This window comes from Flavobacterium sp. (genome assembly GCF_027531905.1).
Lineage (GTDB): Bacteria > Bacteroidota > Bacteroidia > Flavobacteriales > Flavobacteriaceae > Flavobacterium.
In genome coordinates this window covers 1-17,052 of sequence record NZ_JAPZSU010000039.1, presented here as the reverse complement: position 1 = coordinate 17,052, position 17,052 = coordinate 1, and the positions used below count along the sequence as shown (strand labels likewise).

The 17,052-nt window shown below is 34.2% G+C and carries 13 protein-coding genes; 4 read left to right on the top strand and 9 right to left on the bottom strand.

Features of this window, described 5'->3' with window-relative positions; all coding sequences use genetic code 11:
- Positions 1-7: 7 nt before the first annotated feature.
- Positions 8-568, top strand: a complete 561-nt coding sequence (locus tag O9307_RS10375) for a DUF1697 domain-containing protein (RefSeq protein ID WP_298298717.1) — start codon at positions 8-10, stop codon at positions 566-568.
- An 821-nt stretch (positions 569-1,389) separates the two neighbouring features.
- On the opposite strand, the gene O9307_RS10370 is transcribed toward O9307_RS10375, so the two are convergent.
- Positions 1,390-2,127, bottom strand: a complete 738-nt coding sequence (locus O9307_RS10370) for a diphthine--ammonia ligase (RefSeq protein WP_298298714.1) — start codon at positions 2,125-2,127, stop codon at positions 1,390-1,392.
- Positions 2,128-2,538: 411 nt separating this feature from the next.
- On the opposite strand from O9307_RS10370, the gene O9307_RS10365 reads away from it, so the two are divergent.
- Positions 2,539-4,605 carry a M1 family metallopeptidase gene (locus O9307_RS10365; protein WP_298298711.1) on the top strand — a complete coding sequence of 689 codons (2,067 nt, stop codon included), beginning with the start codon at positions 2,539-2,541 and terminating at the stop codon, positions 4,603-4,605.
- Positions 4,606-4,675: 70 nt separating this feature from the next.
- Here the strand turns inward: O9307_RS10365 and O9307_RS10360 are convergent, their stop codons facing one another.
- On the bottom strand, positions 4,676-5,197 hold the full coding sequence (locus tag O9307_RS10360) for a hypothetical protein (RefSeq protein ID WP_298298708.1): 522 nt from the start codon (positions 5,195-5,197) through the stop codon (positions 4,676-4,678).
- Positions 5,198-5,759: 562 nt separating this feature from the next.
- Between O9307_RS10360 and O9307_RS10355 the strand changes: the two genes are divergently transcribed.
- Positions 5,760-6,527, top strand: coding sequence for a TSUP family transporter (locus O9307_RS10355; protein WP_298298706.1), 768 nt, complete (start codon positions 5,760-5,762; stop codon positions 6,525-6,527).
- Positions 6,528-6,559: 32 nt separating this feature from the next.
- On the opposite strand, the gene O9307_RS10350 is transcribed toward O9307_RS10355, so the two are convergent.
- Positions 6,560-7,024 (bottom strand): hypothetical protein, encoded by a 465-nt coding sequence (locus O9307_RS10350; RefSeq protein WP_298298705.1) that lies wholly within the window; start codon positions 7,022-7,024, stop codon positions 6,560-6,562.
- A gap of 355 nt (positions 7,025-7,379) precedes the next feature.
- On the opposite strand from O9307_RS10350, the gene O9307_RS10345 reads away from it, so the two are divergent.
- Positions 7,380-9,425 carry a M48 family metallopeptidase gene (locus O9307_RS10345; RefSeq protein ID WP_298298702.1) on the top strand — a complete coding sequence of 682 codons (2,046 nt, stop codon included), beginning with the start codon at positions 7,380-7,382 and terminating at the stop codon, positions 9,423-9,425.
- Between the two features lie 267 nt (positions 9,426-9,692).
- Here O9307_RS10345 and O9307_RS10340 read toward each other — a convergent pair whose 3' ends face one another.
- From O9307_RS10340 to O9307_RS10315, 6 genes are all read right to left on the bottom strand, one after another.
- Positions 9,693-11,540: a hypothetical protein gene (locus tag O9307_RS10340; protein WP_298298699.1), complete on the bottom strand. Its 1,848-nt coding sequence runs from the start codon at positions 11,538-11,540 to the stop codon at positions 9,693-9,695.
- A 24-nt stretch (positions 11,541-11,564) separates the two neighbouring features.
- Complete coding sequence (locus O9307_RS10335) at positions 11,565-13,217, bottom strand: tyrosinase family protein (protein WP_298298696.1); 1,653 nt, start codon at positions 13,215-13,217, stop codon at positions 11,565-11,567.
- An 11-nt stretch (positions 13,218-13,228) separates the two neighbouring features.
- Positions 13,229-13,726 (bottom strand): hypothetical protein, encoded by a 498-nt coding sequence (locus tag O9307_RS10330; RefSeq protein WP_298298693.1) that lies wholly within the window; start codon positions 13,724-13,726, stop codon positions 13,229-13,231.
- Positions 13,727-13,792: 66 nt separating this feature from the next.
- On the bottom strand, positions 13,793-14,185 hold the full coding sequence (locus O9307_RS10325; protein WP_298298690.1) for a hypothetical protein: 393 nt from the start codon (positions 14,183-14,185) through the stop codon (positions 13,793-13,795).
- Between the two features lie 12 nt (positions 14,186-14,197).
- Positions 14,198-14,908, bottom strand: a complete 711-nt coding sequence (locus O9307_RS10320) for a DJ-1/PfpI family protein (protein WP_298298687.1) — start codon at positions 14,906-14,908, stop codon at positions 14,198-14,200.
- A 594-nt stretch (positions 14,909-15,502) separates the two neighbouring features.
- A complete protein-coding gene (locus tag O9307_RS10315) occupies positions 15,503-16,690 on the bottom strand; it encodes a cytochrome-c peroxidase (protein ID WP_298298683.1) in 1,188 nt (395 codons plus the stop codon).
- Positions 16,691-17,052: the final 362 nt, after the last annotated feature.

Sequence of the window (17,052 nt, the reverse complement as noted above, 5' to 3'; positions counted from 1 at the left end):
AAAAATAATGACAACACACTTAGCGCTTCTCCGAGGTATTAATGTATCGGGGCACAATATGATCAAAATGGAGGTTTTGAAGATTACTCTTGAATCTGTTGGTTTTAAGAATGTACAAACCTATATTCAGTCCGGAAATGTTTTTGTGGATAGTGAAGAAGAAAATGCTGCTGCTGTTGGTTTTAAAATCAAGCAGGAAATATTCAAGGCTTTTGGTCACGAAGTTCCCGTGGTGGTGATTGCCCAAAGTGATTTGGAAGCTTGTTTTGCTAATAATTCTTTTTTGAAGGAAAAAGAAGTGGATTTTAAAAAATTGTATGTGGCTTTTGTTTCGATTGCGCTGAAAAGTGATAGTATCAATGATTTAAAAATGAGTCAAGTAAAACCCGATGAAGCGCAAATTGACACTAACAGAATTTACATTAAATACGCTGTAGGCGCCGGAAAAACGAGATTCGATCAAAAATATATTGAAAAAAAATTAAACGTCATTGCTACCATAAGAAACTGGAATACAGTGACTCAGTTGCTCCAACTATTTGAGGAACGAAAAAAATATAGTAATTGATGTAACTTTTTTTGATTAGGGTAGTCTAATGAATAAGATGCAGTTTGTAGTAGGATACAATTGTTACAACAATGACTACTTTGGGCTACAGCTTACATTGTTTATAATTTGATTTTTTGGTTAATTTCAATTATGACGCATTCGAGAGAACTTTAAGGCTTTTGCTTTATTGTTCTCTTTTTTTTACCAAATTAACGTGTTGGGTGCAATTGTTTTACCACATAGAAGCATAGAAATTGTAGCTTTTAAGAGAAGCAAATAGACGTTTTACTATTCACATAGTCATCTATGTGAGAAATAGTGCTATTTCTATTTTTTCTATGTTGATTTGCTTTAATCTATGATTCTATGTGGTTAGTTATTTTTTTATTTGTATTTAGCACATTGGGTTATAATTGCAAAGATTTAGTTGTTTTGCTGAAACTAGTATAGATTTTGAATTTTTGAAAGAAGGAATCGAACTTCGGTTTTTTGTCCAAAAAGTACGGATGTAGCCTTTTAGCCCCGGGAGTAGCCTACCGTCTGGACACAAATATTTTTATGTTAAAATGGCACGCAGATTATCGCCGATTTTTGGTTGTATATTGATAATATTATTTATAAAACTTAATGTTTTTTCAACACATTTTTTTAAAAGACAACAAATTTATTGGTTTAAATCCGTTCAATCTGTGTCATCTGTGGTCTATCAAAAGATGTGTCCAGACGGTAGGGGAGTAGCGGCATCCTTTGCTTTTTTTCTTTAGAAAAGCAAAGATATAGCGAATCACGGGACCTTTGATGGCTAAAAAGCCCCATTTTTCCTGCTCCTAATGCAATGCTTATTTAGGGATTAAATCGCAATACCAAAAGCCGTAATCGAAGGCATCTGAGGCGCTGGTGTCGCAGGCGGTATCGGAAGTATCGGTGGTGGCTGGTTTTTCGTATTTTCGGTAGACAATTTCGCCGATTTCAAAATCTATAGGCTTTTTGAACAATGGGCCGTCGAAAGTAAAGGTGTGAAATTCGCCGTTTTCGCCGCAAACATCAACGTTTGCTGGTAAATCATTGATAAAATCTTGGTCAATGATGCGTCCCACAAAACTTTGGTCCAAATAGCGCTCGTTGACACAAATGACGATGGTTTTGAAACCTAAAGCGATAAATTCTTGAATCAGGTCTCGTGTGGGGATTTTCCACAACGGAAAAACGCCTTTCATGTCCATCGTGGCGAGTTTGTCCTCGCGGTATTGGCGTAAATCTTCGAGGAAAATATCGCCAAAAATCGAGTGGGTGATACCTCTGGTTTTGAGTTGTGTTAAGGTTGCGGCTAAGGCATTTTCGTAAACTTCCATCGTGGGCATTTCTGGAATTTCGACGATTTCGAGCGGTAAGCCGATGCTTTCAGCTTGTGAGTGCAGCAATTCAACACGAAGACCGTGCATAGAAACGCGTTGGAATTTTTGGTTGACACTCGTCAAAAGACAGTCGATTTCGAACTCTGGATTTTGTAGTGTTTTGTATAAAGCAAGCGCGGAGTCTTTGCCGCTGCTCCAGTTAAATAAAGCTTTTGTTTTCAATTGGGGTTTGTTTTGTAAGTTGTAAAATTAAGGAAGTAGCCACGAATTACACCAATAGCCACTAATTTTTTAAGATTAAAATCAAATTACTCGAATTCTATTACAACCCGTTGGGTGAAAATATTTTTTACCACATAGAATCATAGAATTTATAGTTCATTAAAAGAAACAAATAGACGTTTTACTATTCACATAGCTCATCTATTGTGAGAAATAGTGCTATTTCTTTTTTTCTCTATGTTAATTTGCTTTAATCATATGATTCTATGTGGTTATTTTTTTATTTGTACTTAATCAATCAACATTAACATTAATAATTCAGGATTTATTAGTGAATTCGTGGCGGATATTTTTAAAAGCGGACGCCCTGTTGTAACTTTGAAATTCAAATCCTATCGAAAATCTGCTTAGATGAAATATATTTTTCTCTTTTTAACCTCATTTATTTTTGCACAACAAACGCAATCGGTTGACTTTAAAACCGCGAATGGGCAATTGTTTATTAATCCAAAAGACAAAACGATTGCGGGGACTATTACTTATCATTTTAATGTCTTGCAACCCATCGATACGATTAAGATTGATGCGCAAAATATGCAGTTTACCAATGTAAAATTGAACGACAAACCAGTTTCTTTTACCACCAACGGAAAACAACTCTTATTGATTCATCCGTTTAAAAAAGGCAAAAAATGGGTGCAGTTTTCTTATGAAGCCAAACCCAAGCAAACTTTATACTTTATAGGTTCTGAGGCGAATGCCAATTTGCAAATTTGGACGCAGGGTCAAGGGAAATATACTAGCCATTGGTTTCCGAGTTTTGATGATGTGAATGAAAAAGTGGTTTTTAACTTGGAGATTGTCTTTGATAAAAACTATCAAGTCATTGCCAATGGAACCTTGAAAGAGAAAATAACTAATGGCAATAACACTTACTGGCGCTACAGAATGCAAAAGCCTATGAGTTCGTACTTGTTGATGATGGCTATTGGTAAATTTGATAAAAAAACGCAACAATCCAGTTCTGGCGTGCCTTTAGAATGGTATTATGAACCCAAAGATGCAGCGTTTTTTGAATCAACCTATCGCCATTCGGAGGCTATTTTTAATTTTTTGGAAAAAGAAATCGGTGTGAAATACCCTTGGGAAAATTACAAGCAGGTGCCCGTTAGAGATTTTTTGTATGCAGGAATGGAGAATACCTCGTCTACGACTTTTTCGAGTCGTTATGTGGTGGATTCAGTTGGGTTTACTGACCGAAAATATACGAATGTCAATGCGCACGAATTGGCACATCAGTGGTTTGGTGATTTGATAACTGCCGAGAGTGGAAAACACCATTGGTTACAAGAAGGTTTTGCAACGTATTATGCTTTGTTGGCTGAAAAGGAATTGTACGGAGAAGATTATTTTTACAGTTATTTATATGAAAAAGCGCAGCAGCTCAAATTTGCCTCTCGTACTGATACCATTCCGGTGTTGAATGCAAAAGCGAGTTCTTTAACCTTCTACGAAAAAGGGGCTTGGACTTTATTTGTGTTGCATCAAAAAATTGGCGATAATGCTTTCAAAAAAGCCATAAAAAACTACTTCAAGAAACACGCTTTTCAATCGGTAAATACCAATGATTTTTTTGTGGAAGTTGAAAAAGTTGCCGCTTTTGACACGAAATTATTTTCTAAAGTATGGCTTGAAGATATTAAGTTCAATACCTTAGAAGCTAATGATTTACTTTGTAAAAATTCAGTTATAAAAGTGCAATTAGAACTAGACCAATATCGCAACACTCCATTGGCGGAAAAGAAAAATTTTTTGATGAAAATTTTACAATCGGATGTTTATTATACGGTCAAAGAAAGTGTTATTTTTCAGCTTCGAAAAGAGTCGTACAGCGATATAAAAGAGTTGTTAGCTGTGGCTATGGCAACGAAAAATTGGTCTCTCCGACAGAAAATCGCGAATTTATTTCCTAAAGTTCCAGAAGCGTTTAAAGCCGATTATGAAACCTTGCTAACTGATGCTTCTTATCAAACGCAAGAAATAGCTTTGTTTCAATTATGGAACAGTTTCGAGAATGACCGAATTCGTTATTTGGATCAATCCAAAAAATGGATCGGTTTTAACGACTATAATTTGAGAATTACGTGGCTAGCTTTGGCTTTGAATACACCCAATTACAGCGCAGATACTGCTGCTTTGGCAAAAGAATTGATTCAGTATTCTTCTCTTGATTTTGAAGCAAGTACGCGTCAGAATGCGTTGGAAAGTTTGATTGGCTTTCAGATTGTAACTCCCGAAGTGTTGCATAATTTAGTCAATGCCACCACGCATCATTTATGGCAGTTTTCTAAATTCGCAAGAGACAGTATTCGTAAATTACTAAAAGATCCCAAGTATAGGGTAGGTTTTGAGGAACTTTTACCTGAGTTAAATGAGAACGAAAAATTCCAACTTAACCGATTATTAGTGGAGAAATAGTAGTAGCTAACAGTTGTGAGTAATCGAATGGTACAAGAATCAACTACTCACAATTGTTAACCGAAAGCAATTACCATAAATCACTTACTTCTTGTTTGATAAACGATAAAGCCGCGTTACTAGGTGATTGTTTTTCTAACAAATCATTCAAAATCAACTCACGCATTTGATTGGCGTTTTCTACGGTTTCTTTTTTGGCAGCCATTCGGATCATTTGAATCGTTGCGTTTTTGGCGGTTAAAATGATGCTCCAACATTCATCCGACATATACACTTGTTGGGTCAAATTATGCTCAAATTCTTGTTCGATATGCGCAATAATCAATTGTTCATAATCCGTTTTTATGGTCGAAATAGGAGCAATACGAATTAATAACTGATTCAAACTGATGCGTTCCAAGAACAAAGTCATACGCTCATACGCTTGTAAACGTAAAGGTAAAGCCGTTTTTTGAGCTTCTCTATGCAATAAAAAACGACGACGTCCTGCCTCGTCTTTGGTATGTAAATTAAAAAATTGATAGGCCACCACTCCAGTAATTAGTGAGGGTAAAGTGTAACTAGCTAGTTCAATAATTCTTGTTGCGTCCATTGTATAATTGGGTTTGGGGCACAAAAATAAACTTTTTTGAATTAGAATTGTTTAATCGTTTAACTGTTTAATCTGTTAACCTATCGGGTTTTATAATTGTCATTGTGGACTTAGTGTAAATCTTAGTGTCCTTTGTGGTTAAGTTGTACCAAGAAGTAACACAAAGTTATATCGCTTTCTTTGCGACCCTTGCGTAAACCTTTGTGCTCTTTGTGGTTAAATAGAAAACGCAAATTCCAAAGATTTTCAAAGATAGTTACTTCTATGGCCTTATTTGTCTTTTATGGTTCAAAATAAATGGTTAATTTAAAAAACTGTTATGACTTATATGTTTTTATTTTTTTTGCTCCCTTTGCGGTTAATTTTTTTTACCACTAAGAACACAAAGAAGGCACCAAGTAACACAAAGCTATATAGTTGCCATTGTGGACTTAGTGTAAATCTTAGTGGCCTTTGTGGTTAAGTTAATTCTTTTTGTTTAAAAAAAAAATCTTCCTCAATTGATACTCAAAATCATTTGATACTCCTATTTTTGCCGCAACCAATAAACAACCACCGCACAATGGATAGTACCATCATTCTTTTGCTTTGCTTAGCCGCTTTTGCCGCGGGATTTATAGATGCTATAGTAGGAGGAGGTGGACTCATTCAAACACCTGTCGGACTCATTTTGTTGCCCAGTCTTCCTGTCGCAACCGTAATTGGAACCTTAAAAGTACCCGCCTTTAGCGGCACCTCTTTCGCTGCGTTTCAGTACTTGAAAAAAGTGGATTTAAACTGGAAACTACTCGGAATTATGATGCTTTTGGCATTTCCGTCCGCGTTTTTGGGGTCGACTTTGCTGACCTATGTGAGCAATGATTTTATGAAACCGCTTTTGTTGGTCGTGCTCTCGTTTTTGGTGGTTTACACTTATGCCAAGAAGAATTTCGGACAGCAAATAGAAAAGAATATTTCCCCTCAACGCCAAGTAATCAATGCTGTTACCATTAGTTTTGTAGTGGGTCTGTACGACGGATTCATTGGTCCTGGCACGGGAAGTTTCTTGGTTGTGGCTTTTATTGCCATTATGGGTTTCGACTTTTTGCACGCTTCCGCGAATGCGAAAATGGTCAACCTTGCGACCAATTTTGGTTCGATTTGCTTGTTTATGCTCAAAGGCAAAATCATTTGGGCCATTGCGATTCCTATGGCGGCTAGCAATGCGCTCGGTGGATGGTTGGGCGCCAAATTGGCTATCAATAAAGGCAATAGTTTTATCCGCATCTTTTTTCTAGTGGTAGTCATTGGTACGCTAGTCCGATTTGCCTACGACGTTTTTTATAAATAAAAAAAGGAGAAAGTATCTCCTTTTTGTGCTAATTATTCTTTACAACCCGTTTCAGAGAATTTATATTTTACCTTTTCATAATCGATAGGTTGACCTTTAACAAAATAGGTTTTTCCTAGATACGTTTCTATTTTGCCATTACCGAGAATGAGTTCTTTTTCCTTTTTGAGTAAAGCCAGTGGGTTTTTAAAGATTGTTTTGTCAGTTGTACCTACCACATAGCTGTAATCAACAAGCAAGGTGTCTCCGCTAAATTTCCCTTCGATGGTTCCATCTTTAATGGGAGAATCTAATTCCTTCATCACCATATTTCCGGTGATAGTTCCATCTTTTAAGGTGTTAAGTTTTAAAGTGACTGTGTCCTTTTCATACACCGCTTGGTAACAGGTTACTTGTAAAGGTTTTTCTTCAATTGCTTTTGACTTGTCTCCTTCTTTTTTGCAACTTGTTAATCCCAAACACGAAATGATCATGTAAATCCAAAAATTGTTTTTCATGTTTTCTATTTTTAGTTATGTTAATTTAGCTCTAAATTTACGTAATATTATCAAATTATTGTCACAACTCAGTTTGTGATTTTAATTGCCATTCAATTTGTCCCTTAAAACAAACTCTTAATGAGAACAATGCTACAAACTCAGGATTTTTAGTTGAGTAGCATGTTTTTTGGAATTTGGAATATATTTCTTAATTAAAATTCAGAAAAATTGTATGTTTTTTACTAAAATGTTTATATTTGAGAAACTCCTAAACTTTTATTATTTAACCAAATTTGATGATGCATTTTGAAAATTTGTAGGTAGATTATATTAGTTATGCTATATTTTACCAAAAAAAAGAAAAAATAGAAAAATGAATATTGAAGTTTCGAATAATTTTAAAAAAATGACAACGAAAGCAATTATTTCAATTGCTTTATTTTTAATTGTTTATATTTTGCTTTTATTTTTAGCAATAGGTTTAACAATAGTAAGCGTTATAGGAGGAATTTATATTATTGCAGCAAAACCAATGGCAATTACTCTTGGTTTAGGTATTGGTTTAGCAAGTTTAGGTTTTTTTATACTTGCGTTTCTATTCAAATTTATTTTCAAAAAGCACAAAATTGACAGAAGTCATTTGACGGAAATAACAGAACAAACCGAACCTAAGTTATTTAGATTTATAAGTGATATAGTTAAGGAAGTTGAAACAGATTTTCCAAAAAAAATATATTTATCTAAGGATGTCAACGCAAGTGTATTTTATGATTCAAGTTTTTGGAGTATGTTTTTTCCAATTAAGAAAAACTTACAAATTGGTTTAGGGCTTGTAAACACAGTTACTGAACAAGAATTCAAAGCGATTATGGCTCACGAATTTGGTCATTTTTCACAAAAAAGTATGAAGGTTGGAAGTTATGTTTATAATGTAAATCAAGTAATCTTTAATATGCTTTTTGATAATGAGTCCTTTGATAAAATGATTCAAAAATGGGCAAATGTAAGTGGGTATTTTTCAATTTTTGTTGTTATTGCAGTTAGGATTATTGAAGCAATACAATGGATTTTAAAAAAAATGTATGATTACATAAATATCAACTATCTAGCACTTTCAAGAGAAATGGAATTTCACGCTGATGAAGTTGCTGCAAATGTTGCAGGTTTTTTACCTCTCAAAGAATCATTGTTAAGAATGGATTTAGCAGACCACTCATATAATTCAGTGATTAACTTTTATGAAAACAAATTATCGGAAAACATAAAAAGTGAAAACATATACAAAGAACAAAATTTTGTTTTGACCTTTTTAGCAAACGAAAGTCAATTGGCATTTAAGAATGATTTACCATTAGTTTCTTCTTTGGATTTAAGTAAATTTAATAAATCTAAACTAATCATAAAAGATCAATGGGCTTCTCATCCAAGTACTGATGAGAGAATTTCAAATCTTGAAAGATTAAATATAAGTAGAGAAATTTCAAATCAAGAATCTGCAAATTCTTTGTTTCTTTCCATAGAAACACTTCAACAAAACTTGACAAGTAAATTGTTTTCATTCGTTGAAAACCCAGATGAATTATTATCTTTAAAAATTGATGATTTCAAAACTGAATATATTGAGAACTATGAAAAAAATACTTTTAACAAAGTTTATAATGGTTACTATGACAATAAAAACCCAAATTATTTCGAGATAAAAGATATAGAATCTTCAAATACAAATCATAATGTAGAAATGTTTTTCAATAAAGAAAAGATAGATATGATTTATGATTTTATTGCGCTAGAAAATGACAAAAATACTTTGTCAAATATTGAGAAAAAAGTTTTTTCTATAAAAACATTTGATTATGATGGCCAAAAATTTAAAGCAAATGAAACTAGCTTATTAATTCCGAAAATCGAAAAAGAAATAGAAAATTTGAAAGTTGAAATAACTAATAATGATATCGGTATTTATTCTCATTTTTATTATTTAGCGAAAGAAAAAGGATTAGAAACAGAGCTAAAATCAAAATACATTGCATTCTTTAAAAATGATAAAGAACATGACCAAAAATCTGAACTATATATTAATTTGCTAAATGCAACAGAATTTGTTAGTAATGTAACACCATTTGAGCAAATAAAATCCAATTTCAAAAGTCTTAAAAAATTGGAAACGGAACTAAAAAAAGAAATTTCAATTATTTTAGAAAATGAACTTTACAAATCAGAATTAACGGAATTGATTAAAGAAAATTTTGATAAATATTTAAAAGAGAATTGGGTGTATTTTGCAAACGATGAATATATCGATTATGAATTACAAATTCTTTTTAAATCCATTAATGATTATAGTTATCTAATTTCAAGAGGATATTTTTTAATTAAGAAAGATTTACTAAATTTTCAAACTGAACTTTTATCTAAATAAAAAAACATCGGACAACATACGTAGCTGTTGCACAACTCTCTTAAAAAAGTAAAATTTAATGATACACATAAAAAAACAACCTCGTTTTAAGGATATTTAAGCGAGGTTTGTTTTAATTTTATGCTGAACTTGACAAGTTATTATAGCCTTAACGCTCAGAAAGAAGTAGAAAAGTAACTTGCTTTTTAAATTCTCTAACAATAACAAAACGCGCCACACACTCAGCAGTATGAGTCGTGTAGCGCGTTTTTGGGTTTGGGTTTTGGTTTATTTTTTTCCTTTGGTATTTATGATAGGTAAAATGGTTTTTGTTTCTTCAAAAATGTGACTAAGGTCACCAGGAGCCAAGCCATTATTGTTGTTGTGACACGAAAAACAAGAAATAGAATTCGCCGAAGTCGATGCAGAAGATGGTGATTGCACGTACGTTTCCATTGTACTGTTAGACAATTGTGCGGTACCAATGGCATCTCCAAGTGGAGTTGGTGTTGGTATCGAGTCGATCGGGGTTTTGTTATCTACTTGTGGCGCATAAGGATAACTTGCGCCGTTTGGTGCATTGCCTCCTGAAGTCCATGTAGCACCAATCAAAAGATAATTTTTACGGATGTCGTTGCCTACCAATAAACTACGAATGTCGTTGTTGATAGAAATAACCTGACTATTAGCATCAGCAGGAGTTTTGTCTTCTGGATTAGGCACGGTGTTGGAAGCGCTTCCCCAAGCCATTATTCTTCTGGCGCCTGGGCTATAGATTTCTGGATTAATGATTAAAATGGTATCCCCTTTAACCTTCATGTTTTTAAGGTTTTGTTTAGCTCCTTGATCAGAAGCATTTGCATTAAACAACCATCCTGTTCCTTTATCAGCTGGCACTTCTTTGATTTGTCCTTTGGTATCTTTATAAGAATAAGCCTCGTTTGGTGTGTTTTTTTGATGTTCAAAAGTAGCCCAAATCATTTCTGGATGCCCAGCTACACTGCCTACAACGTGCATTCCTACCAAAGCCAAAGTTGCGGTTCTTTCCCCGTTTACTACCCATTTATTTGGATTGGATTTGTTGTAGGTTGGAATAATTGCCTTGATGGTAACATAACTTTTGGCATTAGGCAGGTTGGTGGTTTCAACCCAAGAGGTTTTTAATTCCATTGCTAAGGCATTGGCATCTGGTGGATTGGGTAATCCTTTTGCTTTCGCGTAAGCTAAAATACTATTAAGCTCTTTTTGTGTCGTTGGAAATTGAGAATTATTCAGTTTTCCCTCGTTGACACCGCTTAGATAATAGGCATACACATCATTTACCATAGTAATGTAGTACACCAATGATTTGTTCTCTGCCATCAAAACGCCGTTGGATCCAGCTTGTCCTTGCTCTGTTTCGATTTGATTTCCAGAAGCGTCTAGGAAAATTTGTGTTTTTCCAAGTTTGAAGCTATGAACGATACGATTAGGATTGATTTTGCTTTTGATTACTGCTTTAGGGCCTTCAATGACTTTTCCTTTAGCATCTAAAAAATCAATACCTCTTTTTTCGTTTCTGACCAAACTTTTGATGGCAACTAATTCGTTTTTGGCATTTTTTAGAAAAGTAGTTTCGTTGTCTTGACTAGTTTCCACTTCAAACATTCGTCCTTGCTTATCCATAATTACTGGAAGTCTATTCGGACCATTTTGGCTGATATGAGGAGTTACTCTCAGCAATTCTCCTGGTTTGTGTGGCACCAATCTTCGAAGACCATGAGGGTTTTGTTTGCTTACATCATAAGGAGGCGAAACATTGTAAAAAACTGGAGATTCCATAATCGTACCGCTATTTCCATAACTACCTGATGCAGGTGAGGTAATCCAAAGAAACATTTGGTGAGACCATTTGTAAAAATCGCAATTGTTTTGATGAGGAAAAGTTACGCTATTGGCGGGAGAAACTAATCCGTTTTCGGTGGCTTTACCATTGGCAAACCAAGTGTCAAAATCAGCTTTAGAAACAGTACATGTTTTTTGTACATCTAAAGGTAGGTAACTGGCTTCGATGTCGGCATTTTTTTTACATCCCAAAAGGATTAATCCTGTGGTTAGAAGAAATCCAACGACAATTTTTGTTTGTGAGTTTTTCATTTGTGGCAATTTTTAGTTTATGAGTTATCTAATGCTTGTTTTTAAAGATTTATTTGGCACAGTATCCATTTTTAGTGTGTTTCCGGCATTTGAAGGTCTGTGGCCAATAACTTCGGCAGTGAATTCTACTGCTTCATTTGCGACGATTTCTGGAGATAAATAGTTGAGACTAAAATGCGCTTTTACTCCCAAATGAGTCTGACAATTGGCACAACCTTGAATAGCATTTCTACTCAATACTGATTTTACGCCAACCAAATGTTTTTCACCATTTACAGTTGCATGCGCAGCTATAATAAATGATCCACTAATGGCCGCTTTATTGGCTCCTGAAACTATTAATGTTTTAGTGCTATTTGTATCAGAAGATTTCATGAGCTGTACTTCATTTGTTGGAATTTCGGGCCAGAACAGCTGATCCAAAGAACCGATGGAGTAGGTGTAGTTGAGTTGTTTTTCTATATTCACAACATGGGTAGAATTATAGGGATTACCATAAATATCTGTAAAGGGCATTAATGGAGAATCCATAGAAAGCCATACGTTTCCTGATACACCAGGCGTTGGCCCCTGACTATCCACAGAATTGGTTCCTGGATATTCCGGGATCACCTCTAAAGTGTCAAGGTTTCCGGTTTTTTTCTGCCAAACCCAAAACATCCGGTCTACATTACAATGATGGAAAAAGAAAATAGGATCTAGTCCTGCTGTATCATTTTCGCCCATATCTCCATTTGCTCCAACAATTGGCGAAGCGTCAAAATTTTGCCCAGGAACAGTTGTGATATCTGCTCCTCCAACAGCTAAGTGAATATCATTGTGCGGTTGTTCTAATGGCATAACAGGAACGGCTCCAGAAGGAAGCAAATCATTATAAGCTTGACTTGAGGTGGTGTTAGAGAAAACAGTGTAGTTGGGGGCGTTTAAGCAATCTTTATACGCTTGGTAAATACCCGCAGGAAAAATGGTAGGGTGGGTATGGTTTACGCCGTCTGGTGCAATAGGAACAACAGAAAGATTGAGCCAATTCACTATGTTTTGATTCAATACCTTATTTCCTTCTGCCGATGTTGACCATTGAGCGTTATGAATGGCAGTTTGTTTCTGATCTTCAGGATTACCAACTAAACCAGAATAAGGATATCTTACAGTAGTATAGCCTACTGTTTTAGTGTACAAACCACCCCCATTTGATTGATCTGAGGAAACATTATCGGTTATGGTTACAGGAAATGTAAAGGATACTAATGGGTTTTTTATTACTGTACCATCAGTATAGGTAAAGGTATCATCAGTCAAACAACTCGGAATTCCATACTTTAAGGAATACTCATCTGTTTCATCCCAATAAGGTAGCATTACATTTTCGCAACCTGGAATACTTTGCAAGGCTTGTTCCAAACGCACTAAGTACATTCTATGCCAAGTTGGAAACAAAACATTACCATGATTGCACCATCCGCCCCACCATTGACTGTTTCCATAACCTGCTCCTCTAAACGGCTCTCCATGGTAGCCTCCAATTACAAAGAAGGAGTTAAGGTCGCTTGGGTCTAAGGCTTTGATCCCAGCCCAAGCCGTCATTAGGTTTTCTAACTCTGTTGTATTACCGTTCTCGTAATCTCTTTGGATTTCTAGAATTGATTTTCGCACTCTTGTTGGATTTGTAGTAGTCATTTTATTTGAGATTAGTTTATTGATTTGAGATTTTTGTTTTGCTTAGCGAGAAAATATCTTATAATTTGTACACCAAAGCTTAACCATAAAGAACTTGAGATAATAAAAATCATACCCAGTAGAGCAATCCATTCTTCGAGAGGAAAAAATAGTTTTCCAATGAGGAGAAGAATTACACCAGCAAGACTTAAATGAAAAGGGATGTAACCATTTTTTGGAGATTTTCTATAAAGAATTATTAGATAGATACCCAAAAACAAGAGTAATATAGAAAGTAACCAAGGCATATAAGGCAATTGAGTTAAGCCTAAAAAGCCAAATAAACTCATATAACAGGCCCAACAAATTGGGCATTTTGGGAAGAAGGCAATAAGAACACTCAAAGTGGCAGAAGACAAAGATTTAAATCTAAAGTTGGGTTTGTCTCGATTGAGTATTTCTTTTTTAATTTCATCCTTTTTTTTATTGTGACAACAACAAGTGTTTGATTTAGAAAAAGTTTCATTCATAATCCATTTTTTTTAGTTACACTTACTATTTGTTTTCGGGTTGCACTACAACAGTAAAAGAAAAAGCTACACCTGTACAACCTGCGTTTCATTGACCATCTTGATGAGTAATTGCTCGGGTAACGCTTCTGACCAATGCTGAATTTTATTTTTATTGTTTGGAGTTTGAGGAACGACATAACAGAAGTAGTCATAGACCCATATTGATCCTCCAATCATTCCTGTTCCTTGAAACCATAGACAAGCTGGATTTTCATAATGATAATACTCTTTAAGCTTTAGTTCCCAGCCACTATCAATTATTTTACAAACTAAACTTCCATCCTCTGTTGTTGTTATTTGAAGATTGCCTCTTCCAAATTCAAGGGTGTTGAAAGTAGCAGTTAAATCAAGATTGTTCAGTAGACTTCTGAAGGTCCATACTCCCGAACCTAATTTTGGAGTGATTTTTTTTCTCATATCTTGAAGTGGTTAGTTAATGATTTTCTTTATTTGAAGCGCTAAAGCATCCGAAAAGCTTTGGTCCTCTTTTCTCAACTTGTCTGTGATGTATTGCGGTGCATGATCTGGATCACCAGCATCAACAGGAGGATTAGGTTGGTATTGAATGAATAATTGTGCGGTTTGAGCAGCTTCTAAGCCTTTGAGAATTAGTACCATTTCTAGCGCAAGATCTAATGAGGAAGAAATACCGCCTCCAGTAAATATTTTGCGCTCCACATCTATTGAAAACCGAGGATAGCTAGGTGGAATTTTTAATTGTAAGTGGTTGGATAATAATCCTAAGGTTGGAATTTGTGACCAATATGTGGTGGCCAAACAATTTTTTAAAATTCCTGCTGCAGCAAGAATGAAAGCGCCAGTACAAACAGAATCATTCCAGAGTGTAGTTTCTGCAATTTTTTTGATAAAATTCAAATAAATTTGATTTTGCATTGTACTAATTACTCCCTCTTGTCCACCACCAGGAATAAAAAGAATAGCTACTTCTGGAGCGTTAGAAAAAGTGAAATTAGGAACTACCGTAATTCCTTCGGTTGTTGTAATGGTTTCTTCATTGGCTAACCAAAGGGGTTTAAATCCATCACAAGCACTAAAAACTTGAGTCGCTCCAGCAAAATCAACTAGGGTACAGCCTTGATATAGCGCAAATCCAACTATAATGTCATTTTGAGTAGCCATATATTTTTATTGGAATAAAAACAGTAGTTTGTTTTCGGTATTAAAATTACACCGACTGGCCAGAGGGTTTTAATAAAATGGTATGAGAAGCAGTATTAGTGTGACAAGAGTAAAGTTTTTAAGTACAAAAACTTATTGAATATTGTATTGTGAAAAAATTGTCATATTTCGGATGATTTCTGAAAATGATTCACTGATTTTTTTGAAATAATGGGTTGGTTTTAAAGTAGTAACCTTTATTGGCTTAAGTTTTTCATTTAACTAGTAGAAACCATTTCTTTTAAAAAACTATAAAATTTATGAGGTAAATAATTATTTTGACCAACAGGTTATTAGAAGTAAATTTTTAAGTGTAAAAAAAGCTTTTTAAGCATTGTATTGAGCCCAGATGTCGCATTAGCTTATTGAAAAGACTGGAATATTAAAAAAAAGAACTTACGTCTATTTTGAAATTATACTACTTGATGTATTTAAAATCTGAAATAGACGCAAGCTCAGTATTTTATTGATTGAACTTAAATGTACATTTAAACTATCAAAAATAGGATTAGCAACTTTTATTAGTTGAAGTTAATTTCTAATCTCAAATCTTGATTAAAATGGAGAAGACCATTTAGCATCAGTGTACACAGCATTTCCAGTTAAGGTTTTGATGAAAGCCGTTAGAGCACTTATTTCTGTGGTAGTTAAGTTCAATTTTTGACCAAAACCATTTGGACGTAAACGCTGATCTAAATTGGTATTACCGGGAGCTAAAGTTATTGTTCCATAATGTGCAATTGCATTTTGTAAAGTTGCCAAACTACCAGTGTGCATCATGGGGCCGTTGGGCTCGCCTCTAGCATTTAGTAAGTCTCGCAATGAAGGAGCTTTTGTATTGGTGATATCAATACCTGTTCCGTTCAAAACACCAATTATTCCATTGTTTCTAGAGTTAGGGTCAATGCTAAATTCAGGAGCAGCATGGCAACCAGCACAACCAAATCCTCCCGCTGTTCTATTGCCTGTAGCATCAAAAACCGGAGGAGTTAAAAATAAGTTTTTACCTTGATTTTCTTCAGCTGTAAAGTTGCTAAAGTTTTGATTTTCATTATTTACTGTAGCTCTTCCAACATCATATTTGGAATCGAAGGATTGAATGCTTCTAATAAACTGCGCCAGAGCTAATTGAATTTTAGTTTCAGTAATTTCTTCAGAACCATATACAAATTGAAATAATTCTTTGTAATACCCAATGTTCTGTAATTTGGTAATCAAGCTCGCGAAATTTCCATCTCCGTTGGTGCCACTAAATCCCATTTCGATATGATCTTGTATAGGTCTTGATGTTTGATTTTCTAAAGTTGAAGCTCTTTCATCCCAAAAGAATTTACTTTCATTTGAAAATCTCGAATTGATTAGTCGCATCGAATGCCTTGTGGTTGTTCCATTAATGCCTTTACTTGCAACGGCATCATCACCAAAAGCAACGGATTGTTTATGACAAGACGAACAAGAAACGGTATTGTTGGCTGATAAGTTTTTATCATAAAAAAGTACCCTTCCTAAAGTTGCTCCTTTATCAGTAATTGGGTTACCATTGGTATTATCTTTGTTAATGTAAGACGGAACCGCTTGATTTTGATAATTAAGTAATTTAGTTAAATCAATTTTTCCTGAAAATGTTTTGGTAACATTCGGATAGTAGTCAATTGGAGTATAATCTGTATCACTATCATTTTTAGAACAGGAGCTGATCATCATTACAAGTACAATAACGAGTATCAAATTAGCTTTTTTCATAAATTTTTATTTTTATTTTTTAAAATTAAATACTTTTTAATTTCTCAATAAGTAGTTTGTTTATTTTATAAAAATTTTAATAAAAAAATATAGATTCTTTAAAATTTAGATATGAATAATAAAAAATACACGCTTTATTCTGTTATTTGTTGACTAAATGATAAATAAAAATTTTAGTTTTGTACTATTTTTTTTTGTATTTAACTTTTTTTTTTGCTACATAAGTAATGGTTAAAATTTAATGTCGTATTTAGTTCCAAAATTAGTCAGGACAAAATTTAATTTTTCTTTGAGGTTTTCGAATGATTTATAAGCATCAAAATCTAACCATTTATATTTTATTCTTCGCCATAGAATTTCAA